At 58.9% G+C, this 16,424-nt stretch carries 13 protein-coding genes; 5 read left to right on the top strand and 8 right to left on the bottom strand.

Annotated elements, in window-relative coordinates; genetic code table 11:
- Window positions 1-36 precede the first annotated feature (36 nt).
- The 5 genes from BMX68_RS16695 to aqpZ all read left to right on the top strand — a co-directional run bounded on the left by BMX68_RS16695 (window position 37) and on the right by aqpZ (window position 5,147).
- On the top strand, window positions 37-960 hold the full coding sequence (locus BMX68_RS16695; protein ID WP_017133460.1) for a PA3225 family LysR-type transcriptional regulator: 924 nt from the start codon (window positions 37-39) through the stop codon (window positions 958-960).
- 14 nt (window positions 961-974) lie between these two features.
- Window positions 975-1,778, top strand: a complete 804-nt coding sequence (locus BMX68_RS16700; RefSeq protein ID WP_017133459.1) for an alpha/beta fold hydrolase — start codon at window positions 975-977, stop codon at window positions 1,776-1,778.
- 3 nt (window positions 1,779-1,781) lie between these two features.
- Entirely contained in the window at window positions 1,782-2,345 is a 564-nt protein-coding gene (locus BMX68_RS16705) for a peptidylprolyl isomerase (RefSeq protein WP_017133458.1), read from the top strand.
- A gap of 85 nt (window positions 2,346-2,430) precedes the next feature.
- Window positions 2,431-4,263, top strand: a complete 1,833-nt coding sequence (locus BMX68_RS16710) for an ABC transporter ATP-binding protein (protein WP_017133457.1) — start codon at window positions 2,431-2,433, stop codon at window positions 4,261-4,263.
- A gap of 185 nt (window positions 4,264-4,448) precedes the next feature.
- Window positions 4,449-5,147, top strand: coding sequence for an aquaporin Z (gene aqpZ, locus BMX68_RS16715; RefSeq protein WP_017133456.1), 699 nt, complete (start codon window positions 4,449-4,451; stop codon window positions 5,145-5,147).
- Window positions 5,148-5,154: 7 nt separating this feature from the next.
- Here the strand turns inward: aqpZ and BMX68_RS16720 are convergent, their stop codons facing one another.
- The 8 genes from BMX68_RS16720 to BMX68_RS16755 form a co-directional block, all read right to left on the bottom strand.
- Entirely contained in the window at window positions 5,155-6,279 is a 1,125-nt protein-coding gene (locus BMX68_RS16720; protein WP_026013349.1) for a GNAT family N-acetyltransferase, read from the bottom strand.
- 294 nt (window positions 6,280-6,573) lie between these two features.
- Entirely contained in the window at window positions 6,574-7,902 is a 1,329-nt protein-coding gene (locus tag BMX68_RS16725) for an OprD family porin (protein ID WP_017133454.1), read from the bottom strand.
- Window positions 7,903-8,157: 255 nt separating this feature from the next.
- Window positions 8,158-8,397 (bottom strand): anti-sigma factor family protein, encoded by a 240-nt coding sequence (locus BMX68_RS16730; RefSeq protein WP_060782629.1) that lies wholly within the window; start codon window positions 8,395-8,397, stop codon window positions 8,158-8,160.
- Window positions 8,391-9,002: an RNA polymerase sigma factor gene (locus BMX68_RS16735; RefSeq protein ID WP_026013348.1), complete on the bottom strand. Its 612-nt coding sequence runs from the start codon at window positions 9,000-9,002 to the stop codon at window positions 8,391-8,393. Before BMX68_RS16735 ends, BMX68_RS16730 begins: the two co-directional genes overlap by 7 nt.
- A 167-nt stretch (window positions 9,003-9,169) precedes the next feature.
- Window positions 9,170-10,291 (bottom strand): beta-ketoacyl-ACP synthase III, encoded by a 1,122-nt coding sequence (locus BMX68_RS16740; protein WP_017133451.1) that lies wholly within the window; start codon window positions 10,289-10,291, stop codon window positions 9,170-9,172.
- A gap of 348 nt (window positions 10,292-10,639) precedes the next feature.
- A complete protein-coding gene (gene hrpA / locus BMX68_RS16745; RefSeq protein WP_017133450.1) occupies window positions 10,640-14,551 on the bottom strand; it encodes an ATP-dependent RNA helicase HrpA in 3,912 nt (1,303 codons plus the stop codon).
- Window positions 14,552-14,650: 99 nt separating this feature from the next.
- The gene (locus BMX68_RS16750; RefSeq protein WP_248672858.1) at window positions 14,651-15,217 is read right to left on the bottom strand and encodes a DUF4276 family protein; all 567 of its coding nucleotides are present in this window, start codon (window positions 15,215-15,217) and stop codon (window positions 14,651-14,653) included.
- 8 nt (window positions 15,218-15,225) lie between these two features.
- Complete coding sequence (locus BMX68_RS16755) at window positions 15,226-16,413, bottom strand: AAA family ATPase (RefSeq protein ID WP_074862389.1); 1,188 nt, start codon at window positions 16,411-16,413, stop codon at window positions 15,226-15,228.
- Between the last annotated feature and the right edge of the window lie 11 nt (window positions 16,414-16,424).

The raw sequence follows: 16,424 nt of genomic DNA on the forward strand, positions 1-16,424 counted from the left end.
ATGTGGACCGCCAGCTTAGGACAAGAGGAGCTCAACTTGAAAGCGCCCCGCGTGACGATCGATCAATGGCGAACGCTGCAGGCCGTGGTCGATCATGGTGGCTTCGCCCAGGCGGCAGAAGCCCTGCATCGTTCACAGTCGTCAGTCAGTTATACCGTGGCCCGCATGCAGGACCAGCTCGGCGTGCCGCTGCTGCGCATCGATGGGCGCAAGGCCGTGCTGACCGAAGCCGGCGGCGTGTTACTGCGCCGCTCGCGACAATTGGTGAAACAGGCCAGCCAGCTCGAAGACCTGGCCCATCACATGGAGCAGGGTTGGGAGGCCGAGGTGCGCCTGGTGGTCGACGCCGCCTACCCCAATGCCCGGTTGGTCCGAGCCCTGACCGCCTTCATGCCGCAGAGCCGCGGCTGCCGCGTGCGCCTGCGCGAGGAAGTGTTGTCCGGCGTCGAGGAGGTGCTGCTCGAAGGTGTCGCCGACTTGGCCATCAGCGGCTTCAATATCCCCGGCTACCTGGGCACCGAAATGAGCGCCGTCGAATTCGTCGCCGTCGCCCATCCGGAACACACCCTGCATCGCCTGCAACGGGAGCTGACCTTTCAGGATCTGGAAAGCCAGCTGCAAGTGGTGATTCGCGACTCCGGTCGTCAGCAACCACGGGATGTCGGCTGGCTCGGTGCCGAGCAACGCTGGACGGTCGGCAGCCTGGCCACCGCTGCCACCTTTGTCGGTAACGGACTGGGCTTTGCCTGGCTGCCACGTCATATGATCGAGCGGGAAATCCGTGAGGGCCTGCTCAAGCAACTCCCCTTGGACCAGGGCGGCAGCCGCCACCCGACGTTCTATCTGTACTCAAACAAAGACAAACCCCTGGGACCGGCGACGCAGATTCTCGTTGAACTGTTGCGTACCTTCGACACCGCGCCACTGGACGCCCCCTTCGCCGCTCCCCAGCAAGCCTGACAAGGACGTTGACCATGGCCTATTTCGAACACAACGGTTGCACGCTGCACTATGACGACCATGGCCAGGGCACGCCAGTGCTGTTGGTACACGGCCTGGGCTCCAGTGGCCTGGACTGGGAAATGCAGGTACCGGTGCTGGCTGAACACTATCGGGTGATCGTCATGGATATTCGCGGCCATGGCCGCTCCGACAAGCCTCGCGAACGCTACAGCATCGAGGGTTTCAGTGCCGATATTGTGGCGCTGATCGAACACCTGGAGCTGGGCCGCGTGCATCTGGCGGGCCTGTCCATGGGCGCAATGATCGGCTTTCAGATCGCGGTGGACCAACCACAATTGCTCAAAAGCCTGTGCGTGATCAACAGCACCTGCGAGGTCAAGGTGCGCACGCTGGGCGATTACTGGCAGTGGGCCAAGCGCTGGAGCCTGGCGCGCCTGCTGAGCTTGAACAGCATCGGCAAGGCCCTCGGCTCGATGCTGTTTCCCAAGCCGGAACAGGAACCATTGCGTCGCGCGATGACCGAGCGCTGGGCAAAGAACGACAAACATGCTTATCTCGCCAGCTTCGACGCCATCGTCGGCTGGGGGGTTCAGGAACGACTGTCACGTATTGCCTGTCCAACCCTGATTGTCAGCGCCGATCGCGACTACACCCCGGTCGCACTGAAGGAAAGCTATGTCAAACTGATTCCCGATGCGCGACTGGTCGTCATCGCCGACTCCCGTCACGCGACACCACTGGACCAACCCAAGGTCTTCAACCGTACCCTGCTTGAGTTTCTAACTGCAGTCGAAACCACCACCCAGGATCACTGAACCATGCTGAAAAAAATTGCCCTCTTCACCGGCTCCGTACTGTTCGCCGCCAACCTGATGGCCGCCGACGCCACCAAGGCCCAGCATGTATTGCTGGAGACCACCAACGGCCAGATCGAAATCGAGCTGGACCCAGTCAAGGCGCCGATCAGTACCAAGAATTTCCTTGCCTATGTGGACAGCGGCTTCTACACCAACACCATCTTCCATCGGGTTATTCCAGGCTTCATGGCTCAGGGCGGCGGTTTTACCCAACAAATGCAACAAAAAGACACCAAAGCGCCAATCAAGAACGAAGCCAGCAACGGCCTGCACAACGTGCGCGGCACCCTGTCGATGGCGCGGACCTCGGACCCCGACTCGGCCACCAGCCAATTCTTCATCAACGTCGCGGACAATGCCTTTCTCGATCCAGGCCGCGACGCCGGTTATGCCGTATTCGCCAAGGTCGTGAAAGGCATGGATGTGGTCGATATCATCGTCAACTCACAAACCACCACCAAACAAGGTATGCAGAACGTGCCGGTCGACCCCGTGATCATCAAGTCGGTCAAGCGCATCGACTAAAAGCAGGCGCCAACCGTAGGCCGGGTGCCGGCGGCTGGCGCTGCTTCACTTTCAAGGAGAGCCCGCCCGACGGGCGTCAGAACCCATGCTATATCGTCGTTTCGAACAACTGATCGATATCTTCCGCGACGCCCCCACCGCCGCTCCCCCCAATGCCGTCCTGCCCTTTTATCTGTATTACCTGCGCCAAGTCTGGCCCAGTTTTGCCGCCTTGCTGGTCGTCGGCCTGTTCGCCTCCCTGATCGAAGTGGCGTTGTTCAGCTACCTGAGCCGAATTATCGACCTGACCCAGGGCACACCCAATAGCGAATTCTTCACCCTCCATGGCACTGAGTTGCTGTGGATGACGGCGGTTACGCTGGTGCTGCGACCGATCTTCTTCGGCTTGCACGACCTGCTGGTGCATCAGACTATCAGCCCCGGCATGACCAGCCTGATCCGCTGGCAAAACCACAGTTATGTGCTCAAGCAGAGCCTGAATTTTTTCCAGAACGATTTCGCCGGACGCATCGCCCAACGCATCATGCAGACCGGCAACTCGCTACGCGACTCCGCTGTCCAGGCCGTTGATGCGCTCTGGCACGTGCTGATCTATGTGATCAGTTCGCTAGTGCTGTTCGTCGAGGCAGACTGGCGCCTGATGATCCCGCTGCTGGTCTGGATCGCTTGCTACATCGGCGCCCTGTATTACTTCGTACCACGGGTGAAGGAACGTTCGGTGATCTCCTCCGACGCCCGCTCCAAGCTGATGGGCAGGATTGTCGACGGCTACACCAACATCACCACTCTCAAGCTGTTCGCTCACACCCATTTCGAGCAGCAGTACGCCCGCGATGCGCTGTTGGAGCAGACTGAGAAAACTCAACTGGCCTCTCGCGTAGTGACCAGCATGGACGTCGCCATCACCAGCATGAACGGTCTGCTGATTGTCGGCACCACCGGCCTGGCGCTATGGCTCTGGAGCCAGTCGCTGATCTCGGTCGGCGCCATCGCCCTGGCCACTGGCCTGGTGATCCGCATCGTCAACATGTCGGGTTGGATCATGTGGGTAGTCAACGGCATCTTCGAAAATATCGGCATGGTCCAGGACGGCTTGCAGACCATCGCCCAGCCGCTGAGTGTGACCGATCGCAAGCAAGCGCCACACCTGGCGGTCAGCCGTGGCGAAGTATGCTTTGAGCAGGTGGACTTTCACTACGGCAAGCGCAGCGGGGTGATCGACGGCCTCAACCTGACGATTCGTCCGGGCGAGAAAATCGGCCTGATCGGCCCCTCGGGCGCCGGCAAGTCGACCCTGGTCAACCTGCTGCTGCGGCTCTATGACCTGCAGGGCGGAAGAATTCTGGTGGATGGTCAAAACATTGCCGAGGTCGCTCAGGAAAGCCTGCGCGCGCGCATCGGCATGATTACCCAGGACACGTCGCTGCTGCATCGCTCGATTCGCGACAACCTGCTATACGGCAAGCCCGATGCCAGCGATGCCGAACTCTGGGAAGCGGCACGCAAGGCCAAGGCCGACCAGTTTATTCCCCGGCTGTCGGACGCCGAGGGCCGTACCGGCTTCGACGCCCATGTCGGCGAGCGCGGGGTGAAGCTCTCCGGTGGCCAGCGCCAGCGCATCGCCATTGCCCGCGTGCTGCTCAAGAACGCACCGATCTTGATCATGGACGAAGCCACCTCGGCGCTGGACTCGGAAGTCGAGGCGGCGATCCAGGAGAGCCTGGAAACTCTGATGGAGGGCAAGACGGTGATCGCCATCGCCCACCGCCTCTCGACCATCGCCCGCATGGATCGCCTGGTGGTGCTGGAAAACGGCCGCATCGCCGAAACCGGCAGCCACGCCGAATTGCTGGCCCATGGCGGCCTGTATGCGCGATTGTGGCAACACCAGACCGGCGGCTTTGTCGGTATCGACTGACCTCGCCCTCGTTGATCGTGCCACGCCCCCCACAAAAAAGTGCGCCGTGGCGGCCTGGCGGGACTGGAATTGTCGGTAAAGCCTGCTGTACTGATTTCTGACTCAGGCAGGGAGCCTGTCGTCAGGTTGCATGGAAGCATCACCGCGTTATCGGAGCGATAGGCTGACCTATCAAGGCAGGATGCATGTCTCTGTTCAAACGTTCAGTAACAGAAGGATTAGGTACGTTCTGGCTGGTCTTGGGAGGTTGCGGCAGCGCGGTATTGGCGGCGGCTTTCCCCAATGTGGGCATCGGTCTGCTCGGTGTGTCCCTGGCGTTCGGGCTGACGGTGCTGACCATGGCCTTTGCCATCGGACATATCAGTGGCTGCCACCTGAATCCGGCGGTTTCCGTCGGGCTGGTGGTCGGCGGGCGCTTTCCTCTGCGGGAGCTGCCGGCCTACGTGGTCGCCCAGGTAATCGGCGGCATCGTCGCGGCGGCACTGCTCTACTTTATCGCCAGCGGCAAGCCCGGCTTCGAACTGGCGAGTGGCTTGGCCTCCAACGGTTACGGCGAACATTCTCCAGGCGGTTATTCGCTAGCGGCGGGGTTTGTCTGCGAACTGGTGATGACGGCGATGTTTCTGCTGATCATTCTCGGGGCCACCGATAAACGCGCGCCCAGCGGATTAGCGCCCATCGCCATCGGCCTGGCCCTGACGCTGATCCACCTGATCTCGATCCCGGTGACTAATACCTCGGTCAACCCGGCCCGCAGCACCGGACCGGCCCTGATCGTCGGCGGTTGGGCACTCCAGCAATTGTGGCTGTTCTGGCTCGCACCGCTGCTCGGCGCGCTACTCGGTGGCCTGGTCTATCGCTGGCTGGGCAAAGAGCAAGACTGATAGAGGATCAGGCTTGCCGGTAAGGCAGCGCCGCCCTCGCTTCTTCGGCATAGGCCAGGATGCCGACGCGCTCGCGGACCAGGAAATCACTCACCGCCGCCTTCAGACCAAGGTGGCGCAGGTAATGCCAGGAATGAGTGATCACCGGTTCGAAACCGCGAATCAGCTTGTGCTCGCCCTGGGCCCCGGCATCGAAGCGTTGCAAGCCATGGGCGATGGCGTAATCCATGCCCTGATAGAAACAGGTCTCGAAATGCAGACGATCGAACTCGGCCAGACAGCCCCAATAACGCCCATAGAAGCTGTCACCACCGATCAGACTGAAGGCCATCGCCACCGGTCGAGTCCCCTGGCGCGCCAACACCACCCGGATCGCCTCGGGCATGCGCTCGGCCAGCAGGCTGAAGAACGCCCGCGTCAAGTATGGCGTCTGGCGGCGCACCGCATAGGTGTTGGCGTAGCAGGCATAGACGAAATCCCACTGTGCTTCGCTCAGCTCACGCCCTTCTAGCCACTCGAACTCAAAGCCCTGGGCCGCGACCTGCTCGCGTTCCTTGCGCATCTGCTTGCGCTTGCGCGAGCTCAGGGCGTCGAGGAAGTCCTGGAAGTCGCGGTACTCGCGATTCGGCCAATGGTATTGGCAACCGAAGCGCTGCAACCAGCCCGGTTGCTCCGCCAGGGCGGTATCGGCCAGGGTGTCGGTGAAATTGATATGGGCGCTGGACAGTTCCTCGATCTGCAGATACCCCGGCAGCGCCGCCAGCAGCTCGAAACCGTCTTCGGCACGGGCCGCCAGCAATCGCGCGCCACTGACCGGGCTGAAAGGCACCGCCGTCAGCAGTTTGGGATAGTAGGCAATACCGGCGCGTTCGCAGGCCTCGGCCCAGCCATGGTCGAACACGTACTCGCCGTAGGAATGCCATTTGCGGTAACTGGGCAGCGCCGCGATCAGCCGGCCCTGTTCGATATGCAGTAGATGCTCCGGCTGCCAGCCGCAATGTTCACCCAGGCTGGCGCTGTCCTCCAGGGCGCTGAGGAAAGCATGCCGCAGAAACGGTTGTCCCGTGGGGACCAGCGCATCCCAATCCGCGGGAGCGATCTCGCAAAGGCTGTGCAGACGTTGTAGCGGCATCGATATCCCCAGGCAGGTGCGTAACGCGGTGGGAGTATCGCGCAAGTACCCGGCCATGAGAACCCGAAGTCTTTGCAGCGCCGATGTTAAAGAGTCCTGGACCGGGCTGACTGGGATCCTGTCGAGCTCGCCGCCAGGGAGGTCTCGGCGGATGCGCGATAGTCGAGGCAAAAAAAGACCCTGCCAAAGACAGGGTCCAAAGAACTGCGCAAGCTTTAACGGATGAAGAAAAAGCTTTGAATCACCACATCGCCAGGCCTCGGGCCTGGCGACTATTACGCTAAAACTGCCTGATTACAGGAAGTTATAGGTGTAGTTGAAGATCAGGCGAGTCTGATCCTGGGCGGCGATGTTGGTCTCACCACGATAGGTACCAGTACGCAGGGTGGTACCGAAGCCCTTGAGCGCGCCGCTCTGGATAACATAGTCCACGCGCATGTCACGCTCCCACTCGTTCTGATCCTTGCCGATACCGGTAGGGGTCTTGATGTCGGTACCGCGCAGATAAGCGATCGATGCCTTCAAGCCGGGGACACCGAGCTTGGCGAAATCGTAGGAGTACTGACCGAAGTTAGTCTTCTCGCCGGCCCGAACGAAGCCGTTAACCATGCTGTCGGTGAACAGGTAGAAACTGGTGCCGCCGTTACCCTCGTTGCGCCCGTTACCGTCAACCACGTTGCCTTGGTTCAGGTAGACGAAACCGCCGTCGTCGCCAACGTCCTGATGGCCGAGCAGGAAGGCATGACCACCCAGGGTGTAGGTGAACATGGCGCTCCAGGTGCGGTTGTCGACTTCGCCAGCGTGCTTGGCATAGCCACCGTTGTTGTTGAATCGATAGCCGGCATCGCCGTTATGGCCATCGGAACTGCTGTCGAAGTAACGCAGGTCGGTCTTGAACGACTGATCCTCACCGATCGGCAATACGTGTACCAGGCCGAAGAAGTCCTGCTTGTAGTAGTCCTTCAGGTTGGCGTGGTAGTACTGCAGGAGCAAATCTTTGGTGACTTTCCAGTCGGCACCGGCAAACCGGAACTGGTTGCTGTCCTCGGTACCACCGGCAACGCTCAGGCCGGAGCTATTGCTCGAGGCGCGACCGGCGGAATGTTCGAGCTGGCCCGCGGTCAGCGTGAGGTTGTCGATCTCCTTGGAAGTCACGATGCCACCGTCGAAGGTCTGTGGCAGCAGGCGGCTGTCGTTGGCGACCAGGATCGGCAGGTTCGGCGCCAGAGCGCTACCGACATGAGCTTCAGTCTTGGACACGAGGAACTTGGCGTTCGCCCCCAGACGGCTCCAGGTGGACGGCGCGGAACCGTCGCTGTCGCTCGGGAAGAACGAGTTGTTGTCCGGGTGATGGCCACGGCCACCGTCCAGGTGAATACCCATCAAGCCCTGAACGTCGACACCGAAACCCACTGTCCCCTGGGTGAAACCGGACTTGAGGTCGAGCTTCAGGCCCTCAGCGGTTTCATCTTGATCATTCGCGGTGCCTTCACGGGTGTCTGCACGGTAGTAGAACGTGCGCGAACTGAGCGACCCCTTGGTATCTTCGATAAAACCAGCGGCGCCTGCATGCTGCGCCAACACCCCTACGGCCACGGCCATGGCCAAGGTAGACTTCTTCATTGATTCGCTCCTCTAGGTTCAAAAACTTCTATTATTCTTGGGTTGCATCCATTGCCCTGAAACACCTGTGCGGTCGTCGCCCATGCCCAATCTGCCTTGTTGTTGGCATGGAATCTTGGCTTTGGGTTATTTCAAGGCGGTTGCCATAAAGTGAAAGATTTATGACAACGGAACTTTTTGACACACATAAAAAAGCAAAGCCCCTGTCCCGGGGCTTTGCGTAAAAAGATAGTGGCTTCTTGAGATTATTGCAAATCAGATTTTTTCAGCGTTTTGCTGTTCAGCCGCTAATCGACGGGCCAATGCATCGAGGTTTTCGACCGGCGGTTCAGGCATTTCCTTCAAGGCGCCCTGCATCAATCGCATCTGGCGAATGAAACGCCGGCAGTTGGGGCAGACCATCAAGTGGTGACGCACCATCAGCCGCTCACGAAAGCTCAATTGATCATCGAGGTAGTCGCTGGAGCGCGCCACTTGTTCCTTGCAGGTCAGCATTCGCCGGTTTCCTCAAAATGTTCCACGGTCGCGAAGACCTTCAATCGTGCCCTGTGAAGCAGCACCCGGACATTAGAGAGCGAGATATCGAGAAGATTACAGATTTCCTTCAACTCCAGGCCCTGGCGTTCACGCAGCAGCAGCACACTGCTCTGTAACTCGGGCAGACTCGACAGCGTCTGTTCCAGGCATTCACGCAGCTGATCCTCGCTGAGCAAGGCCTCGGGCGTGTCCTCGTGCCAGGAGAAGGGTGCCGGCGCCCAATGCCCGTCAGCGGAAAAACGCTCGTCGCCGACAGTGCCGTGAGGAGAAGCTAAATCTTCGAGCAGGACTTCCCGGCGATTCTGCTTGTAGCGATTCTTCGCCGCGTTCGCGGTGATGGTCAGCAACCAGGTCTTGAGACTCGAACGGCCCAGGAACCCCGAAAGGTTACGCGTCACCGCCAACCAGGCATCCTGCACGGCTTCATCGGCCTGGCGGCTGCCGACAATGGCATAGGCCACCGCGAGCATCGCACTCTGGTAGGTACTGACCAACTCCTTGTACGCCTGTTGTTCACCAGCCAACAAGCGTTCGAGCAATTGAGTATCGTCCATCGCTGCCATTTACAACCTCGCGCTCAGATTTCCGAGACATTATGGAGCGTCAGTGTTTGCCGCCGCTCCATGCCCATGTTCAACACGAGAATGCGTCCTCTGCCCGAAACCCAGCGGAATATGGACATGGCCCTGGCGACCCTGCGCGCACACGATGCCTGACGCGAAGGTGTCAATCAACGTTTGCGTAGAATCACGCTGCCGATCGAATAACCCGCGCCGAACGAGCTGAGCACCGCCAGCGACCCCGCCGCGAGATCGTCCTGGTTCTTGTGCAAGGCAATCACCGAACCCGCCGAGCTGGTATTGGCGTAAGTATCGAGAATCACCGGCGCCTCCATTTCCGAGGCTTCGCGACCCAGCAGCTTCTTGACGATCAGGTGGTTCATGCTGAGGTTGGCCTGGTGCAGCCAGAAACGCTTGACCTGACTGATATCCAACTGGTTCTCGTGCAGGTGAGTACCGATCAGTTCGGCCACCATCGGACAGACATCGCGGAACACCTTGCGGCCTTCCTGGACAAACAGCTTGTCCGGTGCGCCGACGCCCTCTTCCGCCGCGCGGTTGAGGAAACCGAAGTTGTTGCGGATATTGTTGGAGAACTGGGTCAACAGCTTGGTGCCGACAATGTCGAACTGATAAGAAGAAGTCGCCAGGTCCGCACGCTCGACAATCACCGCCGTCGCCGCATCGCCGAAGATGAAGTGACTGTCACGGTCGCGAAAATTCAGGTGGCCGGTGCAGACTTCCGGGTTGACCATCAGGATCGCTCTGGCCTGGCCCAACTGCACGCTGTTGCTGGCGGCCTGGATGCCGAAGGTCGCCGAAGAACAGGCCACGTTCATGTCGAAACCGAAACCCCGAATGCCCAGCGCTTCCTGGACTTCGATCGCCACTGCCGGGTAGGCCCGTTGCAGGTTGGAGCAGGCGACGATCACTCCATCGATATCGGCGGCGGTCTTGCCGGCACGCTGCAAGGCCTGCTCGGCGGCGCCGGTGGCCATCTGGCAAAGGATCGACCATTCGTCATTACCACGCTCGGGCAGGCGCGGCTTCATGCGACGGGGGTCGAGAATGCCATCCTTGTCCATGACAAAGCGGCTCTTAATGCCGGAAGCCTTTTCGATGAATGCCGCGCTGGATTCGCTCAAGGCCTGAACCTCGCCCCGCTCGATGGCTGCAGCATTTTTGTCATTGAACAGCTGTACATAGGTATTGAAAGACTGCACCAGCTCTTCGTTGGAAATGCTGTTTGGCGGAGTGTATAGGCCGGTGCCGCTGATGACCACGTTATGCACGGTCGTTCCTCTATATTCTGTTCAGGCAGAAAGCACTGGCGCCATCGTACCAATACATAAAAGGGCCAACCCCTGACAGCAGGGAGGACCCTGGCGCGTTTTTTCCGGTTCAGTCGCTGAACCTGGCATTTATAACCGCCAATTGTGCCATAAACGCCGGGATTTCGCCGCAACGCCAATATTAACGACTGCTGGCCGCTACGGTGAGTTCGTTAGCTCAAGTTCGGGTACCAAAAGTCCATGACCAAGGCGCTGTGACGAGTCATAGCCGGCTATGGCAAGGAACGACAACGCCGGTCAGAGACCGCTGGCGCCGAAGTTACCTCACAGCACTCACCACACAGGCCACTAGCCATCAACCTGGCTCCATTGCTTGCCCAGGCGCTTGTCCGAGATCGGCACCTTGGTCCCCAATTGCTGGGCGAACAAGGACACCCGGTACTCTTCCAGCCACCAGCGGTACAGCGCCAGTTGCGGATCACGCTTGCCCTCCTGAGCATGCTTGGCCACACGGGTCTGGTACTGGCTCCACAATCCCCCCAGTTCGCTGCTCCAGACCCGGTCCTTCTGCACCTGGCTGGGCAACTTCTCCAGGCGCAATTCAATGGCTTTGAGATAACGCGGCAGTTCCTTGAGCCAGGCACCTGGGGTTTCCCGGACAAACCCCGGGTAGACCAGTTGGCTCAGTTGCTGTTTGATGTCGTTGAGCGCCACGGCCTGGGCCAGATCGATCTTGCCCTTGAAACGCTTCTGCAAGCCGTGCCAGAGCTTGAGAATCTCCAGGGTCAGGCGTGCCAGGCGCTCGGCATGCTCGGTCCAGCCGCCACGCTTGCGTTCGGCCAGGGAAGCCAGGCCGGCGCCATCACGGGGCAGCGGGTCTTCACCGTCAAGGACACAGCCGTCGAGGCTGGCCAGCAGGATGTCCTCCACCAACGCCTCGATGCGTCCCAGTTCGCGATACAGCAGGCCCAGCTCGGTCAGGCCCGGCAGCTTGCCACGCAGGAACTTCGCCGATTCGGCCAGTTGCTGCATCAGCAGCCGCTGCAAGGCTCGGCGATGCTGGTACTCAGCCTGCGCTGGGGTAGAAAAACGCCCTTCCTTGACCGTGCCGCCCTCCTCCACCAGTGCCGGATAGACCGTCATCGATAGCCCGGCGATCTTCTGCTGGGTAGTTTCGGCAACGGCAGCGAAGACCTTGGCCTCCACCGGCTGCTGGCTCGTCGCGGTTTGCGCTACAGCCAACGCGGCCTGGCTGGCCTGGGCGAAGCGCGCCGTCAGTTGCGCCAGGTCGCGGCCTTCGCCGAGGAACTTGCCCTGGGCATCGACCACCTCCAGGTTCATCCGCAGATGGCTTTCCACCTGCTGCGCCGCTTCGACCCAGGCTTCGTCGCTGACCCGTGCCCCGGTCATGCGCAACAGCTCGCGCCCCAGCGCCTGGGGCAGCGAGCCCTGGGCGAACTCGATACGTTGCAGCGCCGCCTTGACGAAGTCCGGCACCGGTACGAAGTTCTTGCGCAGCGCCTTGGGCAGGTTGCGCACCAGGGCAATGCACTTGGCCTCGATCACTCCCGGCACCAGCCACTCCAGGCGTTCGGCGGGCAGTACCGGCAATAGCGGCGCCGGCACGCGCAAGGTCACGCCGTCACGGGGATGGTTGGGTTCAAAGTGATAACTCAAGGCCAGGGCCAAGTCGCCCAGATGCAGGGTGTCCGGATAATGCGCGGCGGTGACTTCACTGGCTTCGCGAGCCAGCACGTCCTCCTCGTGCATGATCAGCAGTTGTGGATCTTTCTGGCTATGGACCCGATACCAACTGTCGAAGGTTGCGGTCTGATGGATCTGCGCCGGCAGACGCGCATCGTAGAAGGCAAACAGAGTTTCCTCATCGGCAAGAATGTCCCGACGCCGGGCCTTGGCCTCCAGTTCGTCGAGCTGTTCGAGCAGGCGGGTATTGGCACTCAGGCACCTGGCCTTCGACTGGATCTCGCCGCGTACCAGTGCCTCACGGACAAACAACTCGCGGGAAGCGACGGGATCGACGGGGCCGAAATGCACCGGACGGCGTCCGACCACGATCAGGCCGAACAAGGTGATCTGCTCGAAAGCCACCACCTGACCGCGCTTCTTCTCCCAATGGGGCTCGAAGTGATTCTTCTTGATCAGGTGCCCGGCCAGCGGTTCGATCCAGTCCGGCTCGATCTTGGCGACCATGCGCGCATAGAGCTTGCTGGTTTCCACCAGTTCGGCGGCCATCAACCATTGCGGGCGCTTGCGCCCCAGACCCGAAGACGGATGGACCCAGAACCGCCGCTGGCGCGCGCCGAGATAGTCGCCGTCCTCGGTCTTTTGGCCGATCTGGCTCAGCAACCCGGACAACACCGCCTTGTGCAGCTTGGGATAATCCGCTGGCTCCTTGTTGACGCTCAACTGCAAGTCGCGGCAGATCAGCCCCAACTGCCGATGTGAATCACGCCACTCGCGCATCCGCAGATAATTGAGGAAGTTCTTCCTGCACCAATTGCGCAAGGCACTGGCGCCGAGGGCCTGACGCTGTTCCTCGAAACCCCGCCAGACATTGATCAGGCCGGCGAAATCCGAATCCACGTCCTTCCACTGTGCATGGGCCTGATCAGCAGCCTGCTGGCGTTCGGGCGGCCGCTCGCGCGGGTCCTGCACCGACATGGCACTGGCGACGATCAACACTTCCTGCAGGCTGCCGAGTGTGGCCGCTTCCAGCAACATGCGGCCCATGCGCGGGTCTACCGGCAGCCGCGCCAATTGCCGGCCTAATGGCGTCAACTGGTTCTCGCGGGTTACCGCCGACAATTCTTGCAGCAGGTTGAAACCGTCACTGATGGCCTTGCCATCCGGCGGCTCGATAAACGGAAACGCAGTGATCTCGCCCAGGCGCAGGTGGAGCATCTGCAAGATCACCGCCGCCAGGTTGGTACGCAGGATCTCCGGGTCGGTGAATGGCGGCCGGCCGTTGAAATCCTCTTCGCTGTACAAGCGCACGCAGATCCCCGGCTCGACCCGACCGCAACGGCCCTTGCGCTGATTGGCGCTGGCCTGGGAGACCGCCTCGATGGGCAGGCGCTGGACCTTGGCGCGGTAGCTGTAACGACTGATGCGGGCGGTGCCGCTGTCGATCACATAACGGATGCCCGGCACGGTCAGCGAGGTTTCCGCGACGTTGGTCGCCAGTACCACTCTACGTCCCGGATGGGACTGGAAGATCCGCTGTTGCTCGGCCGGTGACAGCCGCGCATATAAAGGAAGAATTTCGGTGTGCTTGAATTGGGCCTTGCGCAGTATGTCTGCGGCATCGCGAATTTCCCGCTCGCCGGGTAGAAACACCAGCACATCGCCGGGGCTCTTGCGCTCGCTGCGCTCGAAGGCGGCGATCTCGTCGAGGGTGGCGAGAATGGCCTGGTCGACTGTCAGGTCGTCCTCGACGCTGTTGCCTTCTTCATCCTGTTCGGAGGTCAGCGGGCGATACCAGGTTTGCACCGGGAAGGTCCGACCGGAGACTTCGACGATCGGCGCATCGTTGAAGTGCCGGGAAAAGCGCTCCAGGTCGATGGTCGCCGAGGTGATGATGACTTTCAGGTCCGGACGCCGTGGCAGCAGGGTCTTCAGATAACCGAGCAGGAAATCGATGTTCAGGCTGCGCTCGTGGGCTTCGTCGACGATGATCGTGTCGTAGCGTTCGAGGTAACGATCATTCTGGGTTTCCGCCAACAGGATGCCATCGGTCATCAGCTTGATCAGGGTGTTGGCGTCGCTCTGGTCCTCGAAGCGCACCTGATAACCCACCAACGCGCCCAGTGGGGTCGCCAACTCCTCGGCCACCCGGCTCGCCACGCTACGGGCGGCGATCCGCCGTGGCTGGGTATGGCCAATCAGGCCATGCTGGCCGCGACCGATTTCCAGGCAGATTTTCGGCAACTGGGTGGTTTTGCCCGAGCCGGTTTCACCGGCGATGATCAGCACCTGGTGCTTGAGCAACGCCTGCTTGATCTCGTCGCGCTTGGCGGCGATGGGCAAGCTGTCGTCATAACGAATCAGCGGCACGCTCTGGCGCCGCGCCGTGACTTGGGCGCAGGAGGCCTGAACCCTCTCGGCCCACTGCCCCAGCTTCGTCTCATCGGGCTTCTTGCGCAGCTCATGCAATTGCCGCCGCAACCGGTGGCGGTCGGCAATCATGGCGAGGTCAAGGTTTTTCAGCAGTTGCTCGATAGCAGGCGATTCGTCAGTCATTAGGTACGCAGAGGGCTTTTTAGCAGTGCAAGTGAACTTACATTGTCGCATGCAACTGACTGATAAGACTAATGCATCACCAGTTCCTCTGTGTAAAACTCACAGCGAAAGCAGCTCCTGTTCTAGCCGCTTGATACCCTCAACCAGGTTACGAAAGCTATCAGAACGCTCCCCCTTTACGTTTAGGTAGCGACCTATTTCTCGTGAGCCGCTAATTTTTTCATACCGATGTCCGGTGACAGCCTTCAGTTCATGGCTGGGGGAGACAAGGTAATCTGGACTCCGAAATTTTGCTCCTCGTTGTTTAGCACTCAACCCTTTTATATCAAGCGCATTTTCAACAGCCAATAGGTCAGCCAAATAAAAAGCCTCTAATTCACGACATGCAATACGCACCAAACTATGCTTTCCTCTCCCTGAGGCATTGCATTTTTCGACCAATTTCGACTTAATAGCTTTGCAATCAGGAACACTATCCTGGTCGCGCATGACTATGAATCTAGCTTCAGGGTTCAAGTAAGCCTGCATACGCATTGTCATTCTTTTTTCAAGATCTTGCTTCCCTTCAAAAGCAATAAGCTTAAACTCTATTCGCTCATCAAGCACTCGCGGTAAAAAACTCTCAAGCATTACCTTCGCAGACCTTTCCTCCAGCAGAAAAACCAATTCCCTCCTCATTGCGGATCAGCCCCTTCGAAAAATCCTTGCTTCCACAAATATCCCAGCTGATCACCTTGAGCCATATAAGCACAAATTTGAGGATCGTCCTTAGCGCGCCGAATCTCTGCTCCTCCATCACGTTTAACTAACCAACAAACCTCATCCAATTGTGCCGCATTCAAAAAATCGGGAGAATGTGTAGACACTAAAACCTGCCCCCCGCGCAGAGCATAACCTCGAAACTCCTCGGCCAGCTCCTCCATAAGAGTGGGGTACAGCTGATTTTCCGGTTCCTCAACACATAGGAGAGGATGCGGAGCGGGGTCATGTAGAAGAACCATATATGCAAACATCTTTATGGTTCCATCCGAAACATATCTGTCCAAAAATGGCGTTTTAAATGAGCCATCCTGAAAACGCAAGGTCAGATAGCCATCATCCATAAGCCTCGGCTCAATCCCCCTCACACCGGGAACCCGTCTCGCCATCGTTTCAAGGATTTTCTTAAACTGTTCTGGATGCTGCTCATACATATAACGAGCGACTAGAGGCAAATTACCTCCCGACTCTGAAAGATGTTCAGAATCACCTGAAGGCTCTTTTCTACCTCGCGCAGAACTTATATGAAAATCTGATACATGCCACTGTTCGATTAACTGACGGAACGCATTCGCTGCTTTAAATCTCTCAAACTGCCCCAACCCTTTAATCGCCAGGGTATCAGGCGCCACAGACTGATATTCTCGATCCAATTCATCGTCCGATCGCTTAAACTCCTCTTCATTAGTAATAGCAAAACCCTGGCCATTCTCAAAATCTAAAAACCTATAGGGACTTCCATAACGCCCACGCTTATAGCGCAATATTTCTCGTTTAACATAAGGGACGTTATTTCGCTCACCAATCTCCAGAGAATATGTAACAAGACGATTAACACCTGCAATAGGCATTCGATACTGAACTTCAATTAAGATGGTATCACCATCACTTTCCCTGCTGAGCACTTCGCGAAAACGACCACGACTATCTAAAGCTTGGCGTACATTGCCTTTCAGGCAGTCATGCAAAAAACCAAAAACATCAAAGAGCGAAGTCTTACCAGCACCATTCGCTCCAACAACGATCAAAAACGGAGGAATATCTTGCAAATGGACATCTCGGAAAACCTTAAAATTTTTAAGACGAATCGATTCAATTTTCATATCTATCTCAA

The organism is Pseudomonas agarici (assembly GCF_900109755.1).
Lineage (GTDB): Bacteria > Pseudomonadota > Gammaproteobacteria > Pseudomonadales > Pseudomonadaceae > Aquipseudomonas > Aquipseudomonas agarici.